Annotated in this window: 15 protein-coding genes; 12 read left to right on the top strand and 3 right to left on the bottom strand. The window is 75.0% G+C overall.

The window, feature by feature from the left end; translation table 11 throughout:
- Window positions 1–171: 171 nt before the first annotated feature.
- The 7 genes from IF19_RS0100255 to IF19_RS0100225 are packed head-to-tail and all read left to right on the top strand — an operon-like array spanning window position 172 to window position 8,736.
- Entirely contained in the window at window positions 172–1,278 is a 1,107-nt protein-coding gene (locus IF19_RS0100255; RefSeq protein ID WP_030112519.1) for a radical SAM protein, read from the top strand.
- Window positions 1,275–3,608 carry an AMP-binding protein gene (locus IF19_RS0100250; protein ID WP_030277416.1) on the top strand — a complete coding sequence of 778 codons (2,334 nt, stop codon included), beginning with the start codon at window positions 1,275–1,277 and terminating at the stop codon, window positions 3,606–3,608. Before IF19_RS0100255 ends, IF19_RS0100250 begins: the two co-directional genes overlap by 4 nt.
- Window positions 3,605–4,468, top strand: a complete 864-nt coding sequence (locus IF19_RS0100245; protein WP_050493894.1) for an SDR family NAD(P)-dependent oxidoreductase — start codon at window positions 3,605–3,607, stop codon at window positions 4,466–4,468. The genes IF19_RS0100250 and IF19_RS0100245 overlap by 4 nt, the downstream gene beginning before the upstream one ends.
- The gene (locus tag IF19_RS1000000135310) at window positions 4,462–5,478 is read left to right on the top strand and encodes an ROK family protein (protein ID WP_050493895.1); all 1,017 of its coding nucleotides are present in this window, start codon (window positions 4,462–4,464) and stop codon (window positions 5,476–5,478) included. The genes IF19_RS0100245 and IF19_RS1000000135310 overlap by 7 nt, the downstream gene beginning before the upstream one ends.
- Window positions 5,475–6,695: a DegT/DnrJ/EryC1/StrS family aminotransferase gene (locus tag IF19_RS0100235; RefSeq protein WP_078580860.1), complete on the top strand. Its 1,221-nt coding sequence runs from the start codon at window positions 5,475–5,477 to the stop codon at window positions 6,693–6,695. Before IF19_RS1000000135310 ends, IF19_RS0100235 begins: the two co-directional genes overlap by 4 nt.
- Entirely contained in the window at window positions 6,692–7,873 is a 1,182-nt protein-coding gene (locus IF19_RS0100230) for a Gfo/Idh/MocA family protein (protein ID WP_050490807.1), read from the top strand. Before IF19_RS0100235 ends, IF19_RS0100230 begins: the two co-directional genes overlap by 4 nt.
- 2 nt (window positions 7,874–7,875) lie before the next feature.
- Window positions 7,876–8,736: a glycosyltransferase family 2 protein gene (locus IF19_RS0100225; RefSeq protein WP_030112512.1), complete on the top strand. Its 861-nt coding sequence runs from the start codon at window positions 7,876–7,878 to the stop codon at window positions 8,734–8,736.
- 61 nt (window positions 8,737–8,797) lie between these two features.
- On the opposite strand, the gene IF19_RS0100220 is transcribed toward IF19_RS0100225, so the two are convergent.
- The 3 genes from IF19_RS0100220 to IF19_RS0100210 are packed head-to-tail and all read right to left on the bottom strand — an operon-like array spanning window position 8,798 to window position 10,795.
- Window positions 8,798–9,535 carry a PIG-L deacetylase family protein gene (locus tag IF19_RS0100220; protein ID WP_030121821.1) on the bottom strand — a complete coding sequence of 246 codons (738 nt, stop codon included), beginning with the start codon at window positions 9,533–9,535 and terminating at the stop codon, window positions 8,798–8,800.
- Window positions 9,532–10,095 carry a type II 3-dehydroquinate dehydratase gene (locus IF19_RS0100215; RefSeq protein ID WP_063751372.1) on the bottom strand — a complete coding sequence of 188 codons (564 nt, stop codon included), beginning with the start codon at window positions 10,093–10,095 and terminating at the stop codon, window positions 9,532–9,534. The genes IF19_RS0100220 and IF19_RS0100215 overlap by 4 nt, the downstream gene beginning before the upstream one ends.
- Complete coding sequence (locus tag IF19_RS0100210; RefSeq protein ID WP_050493896.1) at window positions 10,088–10,795, bottom strand: HAD family hydrolase; 708 nt, start codon at window positions 10,793–10,795, stop codon at window positions 10,088–10,090. The genes IF19_RS0100215 and IF19_RS0100210 overlap by 8 nt, the downstream gene beginning before the upstream one ends.
- Window positions 10,796–10,968: 173 nt before the next feature.
- Here IF19_RS0100210 and IF19_RS0100205 point away from each other — a divergent pair, with 173 nt between their 5' ends.
- From IF19_RS0100205 to cysD, 5 genes are all read left to right on the top strand, one after another.
- Complete coding sequence (locus tag IF19_RS0100205; RefSeq protein WP_030112507.1) at window positions 10,969–12,489, top strand: alkaline phosphatase family protein; 1,521 nt, start codon at window positions 10,969–10,971, stop codon at window positions 12,487–12,489.
- A gap of 13 nt (window positions 12,490–12,502) precedes the next feature.
- Window positions 12,503–12,793: an acyl carrier protein gene (locus IF19_RS0100200; protein ID WP_030112506.1), complete on the top strand. Its 291-nt coding sequence runs from the start codon at window positions 12,503–12,505 to the stop codon at window positions 12,791–12,793.
- Window positions 12,790–14,136 carry an alkaline phosphatase family protein gene (locus IF19_RS0100195; RefSeq protein ID WP_030277418.1) on the top strand — a complete coding sequence of 449 codons (1,347 nt, stop codon included), beginning with the start codon at window positions 12,790–12,792 and terminating at the stop codon, window positions 14,134–14,136. Before IF19_RS0100200 ends, IF19_RS0100195 begins: the two co-directional genes overlap by 4 nt.
- A gap of 152 nt (window positions 14,137–14,288) precedes the next feature.
- Window positions 14,289–14,999: a hypothetical protein gene (locus IF19_RS0100190; RefSeq protein WP_136975128.1), complete on the top strand. Its 711-nt coding sequence runs from the start codon at window positions 14,289–14,291 to the stop codon at window positions 14,997–14,999.
- The gene (cysD, locus tag IF19_RS0100185) at window positions 14,980–15,786 is read left to right on the top strand and encodes a sulfate adenylyltransferase subunit CysD (protein WP_030112503.1); all 807 of its coding nucleotides are present in this window, start codon (window positions 14,980–14,982) and stop codon (window positions 15,784–15,786) included. Before IF19_RS0100190 ends, cysD begins: the two co-directional genes overlap by 20 nt.
- Window positions 15,787–15,831: the final 45 nt, after the last annotated feature.

Raw genomic sequence — 15,831 nt, 5'->3', positions numbered from 1 at the left:
TACCTCCGGTTCCGCTTGTGTTGTTCGAGATAACTGTAGTTGCTGTCATCGGCTTCCCCTGCCCACGTTCTGGTCAAGGTTTCAGCCGCCGGGCCCCTGATTGCATTGACTTTAGTCAAGTATCCTGTCAAGGTCGGGCGTTGCGTCAGACTCGACCGAAGGTGGCGGGAAATGATTGACGGGCTCATCGGCAACGATCTCGTGGTCAACGAGGATTCGTGCAACCTGAGCTGCACGTACTGCCTCACCGGTCAGAGCAATCTGAAGGAGGCGCACTCCGAGCAGCTGATCTTCCGCCCTCCGACGCGTGACCGGTACGCCCCGGAGACCCTGCTCGGCAAGCAGTTGCCGATCATCGACCGGCGGATCGACTCGACCTTCCGCGTGCCGCTGCTCAAGGTGACCGGCGGCGAGATCTTCCTGGTGGCGGGGGTCATGGACTTCCTGCGCGAACAGGCGGCCGAACACGAGGTGCTGGTCATCCAGACCAACGGCGTGCTCGTGCGGGACGCCCACCTGGAGGAGCTGGCCCGGTGGGGCAACGTCGTGCTCCAGGTGTCGCTCGACAGCCATCTGCACCAGGGCAACTCCCACCGCGTCGCCTCCGCGAAGCTGCACACCAAGGTCGTCGAGCGGGTCGAGGCCATCCTCGACAGCGGACTCGACGTCGAGATCTACGGAGTGCTCAACGACCGGAGCGTGGGCGAGCTGGCCGACTTCGCGGGCTGGCTCGCCGACCGCCCGGCGCCCCCGGTGTTCTTCCCCTTCCCGGTGCGCGGACCGGACTCCCAGGAGTTCGCCGTACGCCCCGACCAGGTCCACCACATCGAGGAGTTCGCCGCCCGGTACGAGGAGTTCGCCTCCGTACTGCCGCCGAGGGCGTACCTCGACCGGCTGGTGAGCTTCTACCGGAACAGCGGACGCACCTTCCGCTGCCACCTGCCGCGCATGGTGATCTCGACCTTCAGCGACGGCGCGGTCACCCCGTGCCCCAACATCTGGTTCTCCAACATGGGCAACCTGCTGGAGGACGACTGGGAGGACACCCTGAGCCGGGTCGGCGAGAGCGGGCTCTACCAGGCGCTGCTCGCGGACCGGCCGCGGCTGGACGCCTGCAAGGGCTGCTTCACCCCCTGGGACACGCTCAGCATGTACTTCGACGACGAGATCACCCTCGACGAACTCTGCTCGGCGCCGACCTACTCACCGCCCGCCATACGCGCGCTCATAGCCGAGAGCAAGCGCCGCTACCTGGCGGAGGAGGCCGGGCGCCGATGACCGCGCCCATCGACGCGGGGACCTCGGGCGCCGGCGCTCCCCACGCCGTGCACGGAAGCCTCGACTGCGCGCCCGGCGAGGTCGTGGCCCTGGTGGGGGAGGGCGGCGCGGCCTGGGCGGACGCCTACCGGGACGTACGGGAGGCCGGCGCCGTCCCGCTGCTCGTCGACCCGGCCGCGCCCGCCGCCGAGCACGCGCGGTGGCTCGCCCGCGCGGGCGGCGGGCGGCTCCTGCACACCCGGGACCGGACGCTCTTCGACGCGCCCGGCGCGCGGAGCGCGTCCGCCCGCCCGGCGGCCGGCGCCCCCGGACGGCGGCCCGGCACGGTCCTGCTCCCCAGCTCCGGTACCACGGGCAGCCCCAAACTCGTGGAGCGCAGCGTCGATTCGCTGCGCGCGGAGGGCCTTCGGCACGTCCGGTGGGCCGGGCTGAACGCCTCGGACCGGGTGCTGCTGCCGCTGCCGCTCTGGCACGCGTACGCCCTGGGCTGGCTGCACGCCGCCCTGGAGGCCGGGGCCGAACTACGGGCGCACCCGCCGACCGCGCTCGGAGCCGTCCTGCGCGACATCGAACACGGCGCGACGGTCCTGCCCCTGGTGCCCGCGGTCGCCCGGCTGCTCGCCGCACGGGCCGGCCGGGCCCCGCTCACCGGAACCGCCCTGAGACTCGCCATGGTGGGCGCCGGCGTCGTCGACGACGAACTGGACGACGCCTTCCGGGCGGCCCTGGGCATCGGGCTCGCCCGCGACTACGGCTCCTCGGAGACCGGTTCGCTCTTCAGCGCCCCGGCCGGAGCCCCGTCGGGGCGGGTCGGCCACCCGCTCGCCGGAATCGGCTTCCGCATCCTCGGCGACGAGGGCACGGCCCGCGCCCACGACGACGAACCGGGCGAACTCCAGATCCGCGTCGCCGGCGAACCCGGCCCCGGCGACGCCGAGGACGGCTGGCGCCCCACCGGGGACGTCGCGGCCTACCACCCGGAGCTCGGGCTGCGGATCCTCGGCCGCCGGGGCCGCGCCGTCCGCCGGGGCGACCGCTGGGTGGCCCCCGAAGAGGTCGAGACCGTCCTGCGCTCGCACGGGGACGTGCTGGAGGCCAGGGTCACCGGAGTGCCCGGCCGCACCGCGACCGGTCCCACGACACGGCTGCACGCCGAGGTGGTGAGCCTGCGGGGCACCGGTGCGGACAGTGCGGAGCTGCACCGCCACGCCCAGGACCGGCTCGCCCCCCACAAAGTGCCCGACCGGATCAGGGCGGTCGGCGAACTGCCCCGCGGCCGGTCGGGAAAGCTGCTGCCCGCACGACGTCTGGTCCCGGGCGACGAGGCGACGCTGATCGCCTGCGCCCAGGGCCACAAGCGCAGCGAACTCCTCTTCACCCTGATGCGGTTGGGCGTACTGGACCTGCTGTGGCGGGGACCGGCCGACTCCGCGCGCGTCGCCGGGGAGCTGGGCCTCGACGCCGAGGTCTGCGAGCAGTTGCTCCAGGTAGCCGAGAGCGCGGGCCTGCTGCGCGCGGCCCCGCCGGAGGAACGCGAAGCGGCGCGGCCCCCGAGCGCCGGGGCCGGGGGAGCGACGTCCGCCCCGGGACCCGCCGCCGACGCCCCCGACGGTGCGGCGGCCATCCTCGCCCTGGAGGAGCGGCTCTCGCGGTCCTGGGTGACCCGGGAGCAGCTCACCGCTCTCGCCCGTACCGGTTCCGCCGCGCGGGCCTTCGACGCCGAGGGCCCCGACGACGTCCTGCGCGGGGTCTACCAGCGGGCCATGCACACCCCCGCCGCGCACCGCCGCAGTGGCATCGGCCTCCGGCTCGCCGGGGCGCGGGACGGGCGGCTGCTGGAGATCACCTGCGGACCCGGCCGGTACGCGCACACGCACGGAACAGCCGCGGCCAACCGGCTGCTGCGGGTCGGCACCCTCGCGGAACAGTCCACGCACGGGGCCGGCGACAGGCCCCCGGCCGACGGCCCGCCCGCCGTACCGGAGCCCGAGGACGGCGAGCTCTTCGACCTGGTGGTCGTCTGCAACGCCGTCCACCTGCCGGGTCCGGGCAGCGACCTGCGCGAGCTGGCCGCGCGGCTGGCCCCGGGCGGACGGCTGCTCGTCGACGACGTGTTCCTGGACGCACCGGGCGGCCTGCCCCAGGAGATCCGGCTCGACTGGCTCACCCACGGAGGCTCGGCCTGGCCCACGGAGTCCACCCTGACCGCGGGCCTGGGCGCGGCCGGGTTCACCGTCCGCCGCGTGGTGCACGTCGGGACGCCGGCCGTCACCCTCCTCGTCGCCGCGCCCGAACCCCGTGCGACACCGCAGGCCGAGGGGGCCGCATGACCGTTCACCACCCGCAGTCGCCCACCGGGGCCACGCCCACCGGGGACACGGCCTCCAGTGCCACGCCCACCGAGGACACGGCCCCCAGGGCCACGGCAGCCGGGACCCCGGCGGACCAGGCGACCCTGGCCGGCCGGACCGCGCTGGTCACCGGCGCCACCGGACAGCTCGGCGACGCCGTCTGCCGGCTGCTCGCCGCCCGGGGCGCGGCCGTGGTCGGCGTCCACCGCACCCCCTCGGAGCGCGCCGAGGCGCTCACGGCCGGGACCGGCGCCCGGCTCCTGCGGGCCGATCTCTCCGACCCGGACGAGACCGCCGCGCTCCTGGGACGGGTCAGGGAACTGGGCCCCGCCCCGGACATCCTGGTGTGCGCCCACGGCGCCACCGCCCGCCGCCCCGTGCTCGGCGGGGCGTACGACGCCGCCGCCGAACAGCGGCTCTGGCAGCTGAACACCGGCTCCGTACAGCAGTTGGCGTCGGCCGCGGCCAAGCGGATGATGCGCGCGAAGTTCGGCAGGATCGTCCTCTTCGGCTCGCGCGGCGGCGCCACCGGCATGCCGGGGCAGCCCGGCTACGCGGCGGCGAAGGCGGCCCTGTCCGGCTGGGCCGCATCGGCCGCCTGGGAGCTCGGACCGTTCGGCGTGACCGTGAACGTCATCGCGCCCGGAGCGGTCCGGGCACGCCCCGAGGACGCCCCCGTCTACTCCGCCGAGGAGGACGAGCGGGCAGCGGGCCGCACCGCCGTGCGCCGGCTCGCCGAACCCGCCGAGATCGCGGAGGCGGTCGGCTTCCTCGCGGCCCCCGGGGCCTCGTACGTCACCGGGCAGACGCTCCTCGTGGACGGCGGCGCCCGGTGGTGACGGCCTCCCCCTCCCAGCCGCGCACCCCCCTTCCGCCGGACGCGCCGTCCGCCGCGCTCGCCGTCGACATCGGCGGTACGAAGGCGGAGCTGCGGGCCCGGGCCGGGGCGGCCGACAGCGGTGTCGTACGCATCGAGTGGGACGCCCCCGGCCGCCCGCGCGCCCCCGACTTCGACGACGACATCGAGCGCCTCGACGCCGCCGCGCGACGGGCCCTGCGCGCCGTCGGCGCCACCCGCCCCCGTACCGCGGTACTCGCCCTGCCCGCCACGCTCGGCGCCGAGGGCCGCGTCAGCCGCTGGCCGGGCCGGCCGTCCTGGCGGGGGCGCAGACCGGCCGCCGAACTCGCCGCACGGTGGAACACCGCACCCCTCGTGCGCGACGACGCGCTGCTCGCCGGATACGCCGAGGCCCGCGCCGGGCACCGTACCCGGGCCGGCCTGCTCTACCTGGGAATCGGCACCGGAGTCGGCGGCGCCTGGCTGCCGCCCCGGCCGGCGGACACACCTCCCGAGGGCCCGGACGAACTCCGGCCCTGCGAGGCCGGCCACCTGGTGGTGCGCCCGGACGACGGACCGCTCTGCGACTGCGGTCAGCACGGCTGCCTCCAGGCGTACGCGTCGGGCCCGGCCCTGCTCCGCGCCGCCGAGGCCCGGGGGGAGGCCGCGGCGCTGGCGGAGGCGGCGGACGCCTGCGCGCTGGCCGTCGCCGCCATCGGCGAACTGCTGCCGTTCGCCACCGTCGTGCTCGGCGGCGGGGTGGGCGCGACCCGCGCGGACCTCGCCGACGCGCTGAGCGCCCGGCTGCCCCGCCGCACCCGCCGCGGCAGCACGCTGCCCGAGGTGGTACCGGCCGTCCACGGCACGGCCGGCTCGCTCGCGGGCGCGCTGCTGCTCGCCCTGCACGCCGGACCCCCGGAGCGCCCCCCGGCACCGGACGCAGCCGCGCGAAGAGGCGGCGCGGACACCGCAAGAACCCTGGAAACCGCAGAAGGAGATCCCCGCACATGACGATCAGCGAAGAGTCCGCGCCCGCAGTCGACGCCGCACCCGTGCTCTCCCTGGGGCCCGACGAGCTGCCCTCCTGGCCGCAGTGGGACGACGGCGAGCGCACCGCACTGCTGCGCGCCCTCGAACAGGGCCAGTGGTGGCGCGCGGGCGGCAGCGAAGTCAGCTCGTTCGAGCGGGAGTTCGCCGCCTACAACGGCGCTCCCTACGCGCTCGCCGTCAACAGCGGCACCGACGCCCTGGAACTGGCGCTGCGGGTGCACGGCATCGGGCCGGGCGACGAGGTGATCGTGCCCGCGTTCACCTTCATCAGCACCTCCCTCGCCGTGCAGAACACCGGGGCCGTCCCCGTCCCCGCCGACGTGGACCCGGGCCACCAGTGTCTGACCCCCGACGCGGTACGGGCGGTCGCCTCCGCGCGCACCCGGGCGATCCTGCCCGTGCACATGGCCGGACACATGGCCGACCTGCCCGAACTGCACAAGATCGCCGCGGAGTTCGACGCCGTGGTCATCCAGGACGCGGCCCATGCGCAGGGCGCCGCCCGCGACGGGGTGCTCGTCGGCGCCGACCCCTCGATCGCCTGCTACAGCTTCCAGAACGGCAAGCTGATGACCGCGGGCGAGGGCGGTGCGCTCACCTTCCCGGACCGGGAGTCCTTCGACCGGGCCTATCTGCTGCACGCCGTCGGCAGGCCCCCGCAGGACACCACGTACCAGCACGTCACCGGCGGCATGAACGCGCGGATGAACGAGTTCTCCGGTGCCGTTCTGCGCAGCCAGCTGACCCGGATGGCCGAGCACACCCGCGTCCGGGAGGAGCGCGGCGCGCTGCTCGACGAACTGCTGGCGCCCGTGGAGGGGCTGCGCACCCAGACCCGTGACCCGGGCATCACCACCAACCCGCACTACATGTACCTGCTGACCCTGGAGGGCGACCGCTTCGGGCCGGAGGCCCGCGACCGGCTGGTCGACCTGCTCAAGGAGCGCAACGTGCCCGCGTGCGTCAACTTCCCGCCGGTCTACCGCACCGACGGCTTCTGGGCTGGCGCCACCGAGGACACCACCGTCGCGCAGCTCGCCGCCCGCTGCCCGCAGGCGGAGCTGATCGGCGCCCGCGGCCTGTGGCTGCACCACCGGATCATGCTCGCCGGCCCCGAGGTCGTACACCGGGTCGCCGAGGTGATCGCCGCCGCCGTGGACGAGGTGGGCCGGCCGTGACGGGGCGACCGTTCCGGACCGCGCTGGTCGGCTTCGGCTGGATCAACGCCCAGGTGTGGCTGCCGAGGCTGCTCGCCCACCGGAACTTCGAGGTGGTCGGGGTGTACGACCCGGCGCTCACCGCCCGCTCCGGGGCCCCCACCGGCCCGGGGGCGGGCGGCGCCGGGCCTTCGGACGGTGCGGCGGGGCTGCCGCCGGACCTGATCGCGGACCGGCTGGAGGACCTGTTGGCCCGCGATCTCGACCTGGCCGTCGTGGGCACGCCCAACCACCTGCACGAACAGACCGCCGGGGCCGTCCTGGACGCCGGGGTCGCCGCTCTGATCGAGAAGCCGCTGTGCCTCTCCACTGAGGAGCTGCGACGTCTCGACGCCCGCTCCTGGCGCACCGGCGCCCCTTTCCAGATCAGCCGGCCCTCGGCGCGCCGGCTCGACGTGGACCGGCTGCGGTCGCTGGTGCGCCAGTGGTGCGTGGGGCCCGTCAGGATCAACGCCGAGTGGCTGCGGTCCTCCGGTGTGCCCCGGCCCGGCTCCTGGTTCACCCGGCGCGACCAGGCGGGCGGGGGAGCGCTGCTCGACCTCGGCTGGCACCTGGCCGAGGTCACCCAGGGCCTGCTGCCGGACCCCCGGCGCACCTCGCTGGACGCCCGGCTGCTGCCTCCGGACGACGTGTCGGCCCACCGCGGGGCCGGCTGGCGCGGTGACTCCCCGGCCCCGGGCGGCGGGAAGGAGGGCGGGGTGTTCGACGTGGAGGCCGACGGCAGTCTGCGGGCCCGCTACCGCGACGGCTCGGCGCTCTCGCTCCGTGCCGCCTGGGCGACGGACGTGGAGGTGGACACGACCCGCATCGAGGTGCACGGCACCGGAGCCGACGGCGAGGAGTGCCACCTGGAACTGGTCACCACGTTCGGCTTCAGCCCCCACCGCGTCGCCCATCCCGTCCTCCGCGCGCGCCGAGGCGACCGCGTGAGCGAGTGGCCGGTCGAGACCGCACCGGGCAAGGAGTACGACGCCCAGCTCGACGCCACCCTGGCCATGCTCCGCCGCAGTCTGCCCTGGCGCACCGAACTCCACCGCTCCGCCCAGGTGCTGTCGCTGCTGGAGGACGCCTACCGGGCCGCCGGCCGTCCCCTGGTGTCCGACGCCCGGGCCCGGCCGGCGGGGGTCGTGCCGTGCTGAGCGTGGTGATCCCCACCCGGAGCAAGGCGCCGTCGCTCCGGGCCACCCTCGTCGCCCTGGCCGCACAGGGGCACCGGGGCCCGTACGAGGTGGTGGTCGTCGACGACGGCTCCACCGACGGGACGCGGGAGCTGCTGCACCGCCTGGCGGGGGAGGCGGCCGGGCCCGCGCCCCGGGTGGTGGAGGGCCCGGAGCGCGGGCGGGCCGCCGCCCGCAACGCCGGGGCCGCCGCGGCCCGGGGCCGCCGCCTGCTCTTCCTGGACGACGACATCCTCACCGCGCCCGGACACCTGAACGCACATCAGGATCTCTCTGAGGCACAGGCGTTGGCACACGGGCCGCTGCGGGAGTTCCCCGGTGCGCGCCGCTGGCTCGAACGGCACGCGGCCTCCGACGCGGCCGAACTGGCGGCGGCGGCGGCCCGGGTGGCGGCAGGGGAGGAGGGCCGGCTGCTGCGCAACACCCTGGAGACGCTGGTCTGCGCCATGGACGAGGGGAAGGTGCCGCCCGTCGCCCCCTGGGCGGCCTGTGTGGGGGCCAACACCTCGCTGCCCCGCGCGCTCTTCGAGGAGGTGGGCGGCTTCGACGAGGGGTTCGGGCGGGGCTGGGGCTGCGAGGACCTGGAACTGGGGGTGCGGGCGCTCGCCGCCGGGGCGCACGTGGTGGTCCCGGCCCCGGCGGCCGGGGTGCACCTCACCCACGCGCGCCCCGACCGCTGGGAGCAGCACGCGGCCAACCTGGACCGCTTCACCGCCCTGCACGGCCTGCGCGCGGTACGGGAGTTGCCCAGGCTGCTCGGCGAGGGCGGGGGAGTGGCGGCCTACGTGGCGGCCTGCACCGGAGCGGCGCCCGCGGTCCGGTAGGCCACCCGGGCCGGTCCGCCGCCCCCCGCCTGCCTCGCGGGCGGGAGGCGGCGGACCGGCCCTACGCGGCGTCCCGCACCCAGGAGGTCCACGTGCAGCGGCGCGGCGCACCCGTGCGCCGCGCCAGCACACGCGCGAAGGGCCGGGCGTCGCGGAACATGCCGCGCACCTGCGACTCGTACATCAGCGCGCCGCGCAGCCAGTCGGAGAAGTCGGCGGGCTCGGCGCGCTCCCGGTAGCCGCCGGGCGGGGGCGGCGGCGCGTACGGGAACTCCCGGTAGTAGCGGGTCCGTACCGGCTGCGGAGCGCCGTCCGCCCGTGATCCCAGGGCGAGTTCGGCCGCCTCGCGCACCAGCAGGTGGTCCGCGTGGGTGCGTACGGCGAGCGGCAGGAGCACCTCGTCGTGGTCCTCGACCAAGGGGCCCAGCAGCCCGGCGAGCCGCACCGTGAGGGCGGCGTCCGCCGGGTGCGGAGCGCGGCGCAAGGCGAGCGGACCCGCGTAGAGGCTGCGCCCCGCCCCGTCGCGGCGCAGCGCCGCCTCCGGCAGGCCGAGTCCCACGGCGCGCAGCGGCCAGCGGGCCAGCGCCGCGGCGTCCTCGGCCCGCCGGAGCGCGGGCGCGCCGTCCTCCTCCCCGCCTTCCCGGCCGCGATCGCCCCTCCCGTCGACGCCCTCCTCGCGGCCGTCCCCGTCGAAGACGGTCACGACGGTGAGGCCGCCCTCGCGGCACCACTGCCGCAGCATGCCGCCGCAGGACCAGACGGCGTCGTCCGGGTGCGGCGCGAGCAGGAGCCTCCTCACGTCGCGCCGGGCCCGGGGGCGCGACCGGCGCCGGAGCCCGTACCGAGGCCGTGACCGTGACCCGGACCGGGAGCGCCGACGGCCGCGCCGGGGCCGGAGCCGGCGGGGCCGGCGCTTCGCGCGGCGTCCTGCGCCAGCCGGTGGACCAGCCCCAGGGCCGCCAGTTGGTAGCCGTACGCGCCGAGACCGCACAGCACCCCCGAGGCGAGCGGGGAGATCACCGAGTTGTGCCGGAAGGGCTCGCGGGCGAAGACGTTGCTGAGGTGCACCTCCATCCACGGCCCGGGGAAGCTCTCCAGGGCGTCCCGCAGACTCCAGCCGGCGATCATCAGGGCGCCGGGGTTGACGATCGCCCCCACGCAGTCGGCGGCCGCGTGCACCGCCCGTACGAGCGTCGCCTCGCTCTCGTCCTGGAGGCAGCGCACGGTGTGACCGCTCTCCGCCACGGTCTTGCGTACGTCCCGCTCGATCTCGGCGAGGGTGGTGGTGCCGTACATCTCCGGCCTGCGGGTGCCCAGTTGACCGAGGTTGGGGCCGTTGAGCAACAGGATCTCAGCCAACGGGTACCTCCCGGAGGCCCGGACCGGCCGGTGACAGGGCCAGCAGGCCCGCCAGATCCCGCGGCGTCGCCGCGAACGCGCCGGGTCCCTCCGCCAGCAGGGTCGCCCGGGAGCTCTGCCCCCAGCCCGCCGCGATCGTCGGCACCCGGGCCGCGTGCCCGCAGCGCAGGTCCAGCACGCTGTCGCCGATGAAGACGGCCCTCTCCCCGGCGTGGGGCGCCCCCGGCAGCAGGGACAGCGCGGTGTGCAGGATCTCGGCGTCGGGCTTGGGCAGCGACACCTGGTCGCTGCCCACCACGACGTCCAGCAGCTCGTACAGGCCGCCCGAACGCAGCGCCTCGACGGCGCGCTGGTGGGACTTGCCGGTGGCGACGCCGACCGGGACCCCCGCCGTGCGCAGGGTGCGCAGCACCTCGGTGACCCCGGGGTACGGCAGGACCAGGTCCAGGCGTGCGGAGCTGGCGGCGGCGTACACCGGTGCGTAGTCGGCGGTGAGGCGGAACTTCTCCAGGATGACGTGGAGCGGAGCGCCCATGTGCGTCAGGAAGCTCTCGAACGGCGCGGCCCCCGGGCGGCCTGCCGCGGCCCAGACGGCGGCGAACGCGTGGCGCATGTTCTCGGTCGTGTCCAGCAGCACTCCGTCCAGGTCGAAGACGACGGCGCCGGGCGGGGTGTCCGGCAGGGAAGTCGGCGGTGTCATGCGTGCTCCGTTCACCGGGGAGAGGCGCTGACGGGGCGTGGACCACCGTCAGGAAACTAACTATAGTTGTCTTATGCTGACTCATATTGACTCTAGTTAAGAGTGCTGTCTAGTCTCGGGCCCGATAGCAGCCGCCCACGCAGCGAGGCGGCCTCCAACGGGAGGGAGGCACCGTGACAGCACGCCCCAAGGCGCTGATCCTGGGGATCGACGGCGGAAGCCTGGCGATGATGGAGCCGTTCATCGCACGGGGGTTGCTGCCCCATCTGGCCGGCCTGCTCGACCAGAGCATGCACGGCGCCACCACGACCACCTGGCCCGCCCACACGGCGCCCGGGTGGAGCACCTTCGTCACCGCGCGCCGCCCCGGCGGGCACGGCGTCTACCAGTTCTTCGGCACCCAGGAGGCCGACTACGGGGACCGGCTGACCGGCACCGGCGACTTCGGGTGCAGCACGATCTGGGAGTGGTTGGCCGCACAGGGCTGGAGCGCCGGGATCATCAACGTGCCGATGTCCCACCCGCCGCGCGAACTCCCCGGCTACCAGGTCACCTGGCCGCTGGAGCGGACCCTGCGGTTCAGCGACCCGCCCACCCTGCTCGGCGAACTCTCCAGGGCGGGCGCCCCGTTCATGCCCGACATCATGGCCATGTTCCAGGGCGACCACGGCTACCTCGACAAGGCGCTGGCCAACGTCGCGGCCCGCGGCCGCTCCATCGCCCATCTGATGGAGCACCACGAGACCGACGTGGTCATGGCGGTCATCACCGAGATCGACCGGATCGCCCACCACTACTGGCACTTCTCCGACGCCTGCCACCCCGGCCACACCGTTCCCGAACAGGCCGAGTGGGGACGGGCGGTGGAGCTGATCCACCGGGCCGTCGACGCGGTGATCGGGGACATCCTCGCCACCGTCGGCGACGACACCCCCGTCATGCTGGTCTCCGACCACGGCCTGGGGCAGGGGCGCCTGAACCTCGGCGTCAACAGCCTGCTGGAGGAGGCGGGGCTGCTCGCCACCGCCCCCGGCGCGGGCGGACACGCGGGCTGGTTCGAGGGCGAGGGGCGCGGAGTCGACTTCGGCCGCACCCGCGCCTACATGCCCACCCCCGGTTGCTACGGCGTCAACCTCAACCTCGCCGGACGCCAGCACCGCGGCATCGTGCGCAAGGACGAGGTCGCCGGTCTGAGCGACGAGGTGAGCGAGCTCTTCCTGTCGCTGAGGGCCCCCGACACGGGACGGCCGGTGTTCGCCGCCGTACTGCCCCGCGCGGAGGCGTACCCCGGGGCGATGTCCCACACGGCGCCCGACCTGCTCCTCGTGCCCGCCGACGAAGGCGTGCTCGCCGACCCCGGACCGGTCGGCGGCGTCTGGCGCCCCAGCGAGCAGACGGGCATGCACCGGTACGCCGGCCTGTGGGCCTACCGCTCGCCGCGCGTCCCGGCGGGCCGCCGCGAGGAGCCCGTCGCGCTCTGCGACCTCGCCCCCACGCTGCTGCACGACCTCGGACTGCGCCACCCGGCCGCCGTGCACGGACGGCCGGTGCCCGAGGTGCTCGACGCGGGCGCCGGACCGCTGCCCTTCCTGCCCGACCCGGGTGCGCCGGCGCCGCACCCGAAGGACATCGCACGCAGCCTGCGTGAGGACGACCTGACAGCCCGGACGCTCAGCGCCATGGGCTATCTCTGAGAGGAACCACGAGATGACCGCGACAGCCGAGACCAAGGACCGACTGCGCAAGGTGGTCGTCGAGGCACTGCGCCTGGACCGCGACCCGGCGACCGTGCCCGACGAAGGACTGCGCGCAGCGCTGGACATCGACTCGGTGGCCGGCCTGGAACTGCTCATCTGGGTCGAGAACGAGTTCGGCATACAGATTGACGACGAGGACCTCAGCGTGCTGCTCGTCGACTCGCTGAACGTCCTGGGCGACTACGTCGAGGAGCGCCTGGCCGCCGCCGACGCCGTACCGAGCGCGGGAACCCCCGGATGACCCGCCGGCGCGCCGTCGTCCTCGTCACCGAGGGCGCGGCGCCCGAACTCCTGGACCGCTGGGGGCCCGACGTCCTGCCGGCCTTCGCCAGGCTGCGGGCCGAGGGCGCCTGGGGCACCATGCGCTCCGAGCTGGTGCCCTACGAACCCCCGGGCCTGATCAGCGCGTTCACCGGGCACGGCCCCGCCGAGCACGGCTGCTTCTCGTACTGGGACGCGCACAGCCCCGACTACGAGCCGGTCGTGCTCGACAGCTGCTCACCGCGCCGGCCCCTGCTGTGGCAGCGCCCGGAGCTGGCCGACCTGACGAGCGCGGTCGTCAACGTCTTCGGCACCCACCCGGTCCAGCCCCTCAACGGCAGCTGCATCGCCTACCCGATGCGCCGCACCCTGCACGCCTGCCACCCTCGCGACCTGCCCGTACGCCTCGGAAAGGAGGGCATCCACCCCGCCCACGACGTGAACATCTGGTTCGAGGGACAGGACCGGGAGGAGTTCACCGGCAAGGTGCTGGGCGCCGACCGGGCCCGCGCGGACGCCGCCCTGCACCTGTTCGACGGCGGCCAGGGCGACCCGCCCGACCTGCTCGTCCTGAACCTCACCGCCATCGACCGGCTCTCGCACGTCTACTGGCAGGAGCTGGAGCCGGGCAGCCCGGTCGCCGAGGAGGACCAGGCGGTGCGCCGGGCGTACCGGCAGACGGACGAGGTGCTCGGGGCGTTCCTCGACCGCGCCGACGAGCACACCGAGGTCCTGGCGTTCTCCGAGATCGGCTTCGGCCCGCTGCGCGCGTACGTCTCCGTCAACGACGTCCTGGAGGCCGCCGGACTCCTGACCAAGCGCGCCGACGGCCGCCCGGACTGGACGGCCACCGAGGCGTTCGAAGCGGTCCAGGGCACCCAGGGCGTCAACGTCAACACCACGGGACGCTACAAGCACGGCATCGTGGAGCCCCACCGCCGCGAGGACACCCTGAACCGGGTGCGCGAGGCGCTGCTCGCCCACCTCAACCCGTACACCGGGCTGCCGCTGTTCGCGGACGTCCTGCGGGCCGAGGACGTGCACAGCGGACCGGCCGCCGACCGGGCGCCCGACCTGATCCTCGTCCCGTACGACTGGCGCTACCTGCCGCTCGGCGACACCCACTGGTCGGCGCGGGTGCACCGCAGGCTCCAGAGCGGCTGGCACCGCAGGGAGTCCTACTGGGGCGGCCTCGGCGGCTCCTTCGGCACCGGCGCCGGGCGCACCGGGGACCCGCTCGACGTGGCGCCGACCGTGCTGCGGATGCTCGGCCGGCCGCCGCTGGACGACCTGGCCGGCAACCCCCTGGGAGCCGCCGGATGACCGGGGCCGCGGGGGAGCCGGCGGTCCGCGAGCACACCCGGCCCGTCGCGGGGGAGACCGCCGCAGCCGGGTCCGGGACCGCCGCGGCCGGGTCCGGGACCGCCGCGCCAGGGTCCGGGACAGCCGCGGCCGGGCCCGAGATGGCCACAGCCGTGCCCGGGACCGCTCTCGGCGCGGAACTCCCCTCGGAGGTGACCGAGTTCGTTCCGCTGGCGGTCACCCTCGACGGCGCGGGCGGGGCCTGCGTGGCCGGAGTCACCGCCGAAGGGCGGTGGCTGCGGCCCGAACCGGTCACCGCGGCCCAGGTCGCGGGACCCGACCCGGTCTACGCCGTGCACCACCCCGTACGGCTGCCGCTGGGACCGGCCACCGGCGACGGCGCCCGGCCCGAGGACCGTGCCGCGGCCGGCGCGCCCCGGCGGGCCGGCCAGCCCGCGGAGCCCGCCCGGCGGGCCGCGCTCCTGGCCGCCGTCGCCGATCCGGACGTCGCGACCGCCTTCGCGGGCGGGCGCAGCGCCGGACTGGTGGCGGTCCGCCCGCTCGGCTACCGCCACCAGCGCTCCACCGGCGGACGGACCTTCCTGCGCCTGGAGTTCACCGACAACACCGGCGAACGCTTCGACTGGATCGTCCGCGACGTCAGGCTGCTGGACGCCGGGCCCGGCGAGATCGCGCTGCCCGCCGGCCCCGAGGCCCCCCTCCTGTACGCCGCCGTCGGCCTCACCCACCCCAACCACCGCTTCCCCGGCCGGTTCCGCGGCTGCCACCCCCTGGTGGTGGGCCTGCACCCGGCCGACGGAAGCCCTCTCCTCCCCAACGAGACCTCACTGGAAGGAACCGCCGGTGCACCAGGCACTGCGTGAACTGGAGAACGAGACCGTCCACATCCTGCGCGAAGTGCAGCAGCGCTTCGAGCGCCCCGCCCTGCTCTGGTCGATGGGCAAGGACTCCACCAGCCTGCTCTGGGCGATCCGCAAGGCGTTCTTCGGCGAGGTCCCCTTCCCGGTCCTGCACATCGACACCACGTACAAGTTCCCCGAGATGTACGAGTTCCGGGACCGGATCACCGAGGAGTGGGGGCTCGACCTGCGCGTCCACCGCAACGAGGAGGCGCTCGCCGCCGGCATGGGCCCCACGGTGGGAAGCAAGCTCGACTGCTGCACCGCGCTCAAGACGAACGCGCTCAAGCAGGCCATCGCCGCGGGCGGCTACGACGCCGTCATCGCCGGCATCCGCGGCGACGAGCACGGCGTACGGGCCAAGGAGCGGATCTTCAGCCCGCGCGACGCCTCGTTCTCCTGGGACTACCAGGACCAGCCGCCCGAGTTCTGGGACCTGCACGAGACGGCCGTGGCCGACGACGGGCACATCCGCGTCCACCCCATGCTGCGCTGGCGTGAGATCGACATCTGGGAGTACGTCCAGGCCGAGAACATCCCCGTGCCGGGGCTCTACTTCGCCGAGAACGACAAGCGCTACCGCTCGATCGGCTGCGCCTGCTGCTGCACCCCGGTGAGCAGCCGGGCGAGCACCGTGGTCGACGTCGTCCTGGAGGTCAGGCACGCCCGCGACGGCGAACGGGCCGGGCGCGCGCAGGACAAGGAGGACGCCGCGTCCATGCAGAAGCTGCGGGCCCTCGGCTACATGTGACCCGGCGACAGCCCCGGGCCCCCGGGGCCGCCGGTGAGCCCCCGT

The sequence above is a fragment of the Streptomyces californicus genome (assembly GCF_000717645.1).
GTDB lineage: Bacteria > Actinomycetota > Actinomycetes > Streptomycetales > Streptomycetaceae > Streptomyces > Streptomyces californicus.
Note: the sequence above shows the minus strand (reverse complement) of the source record. Positions and strands in the feature narration are given on the sequence as shown.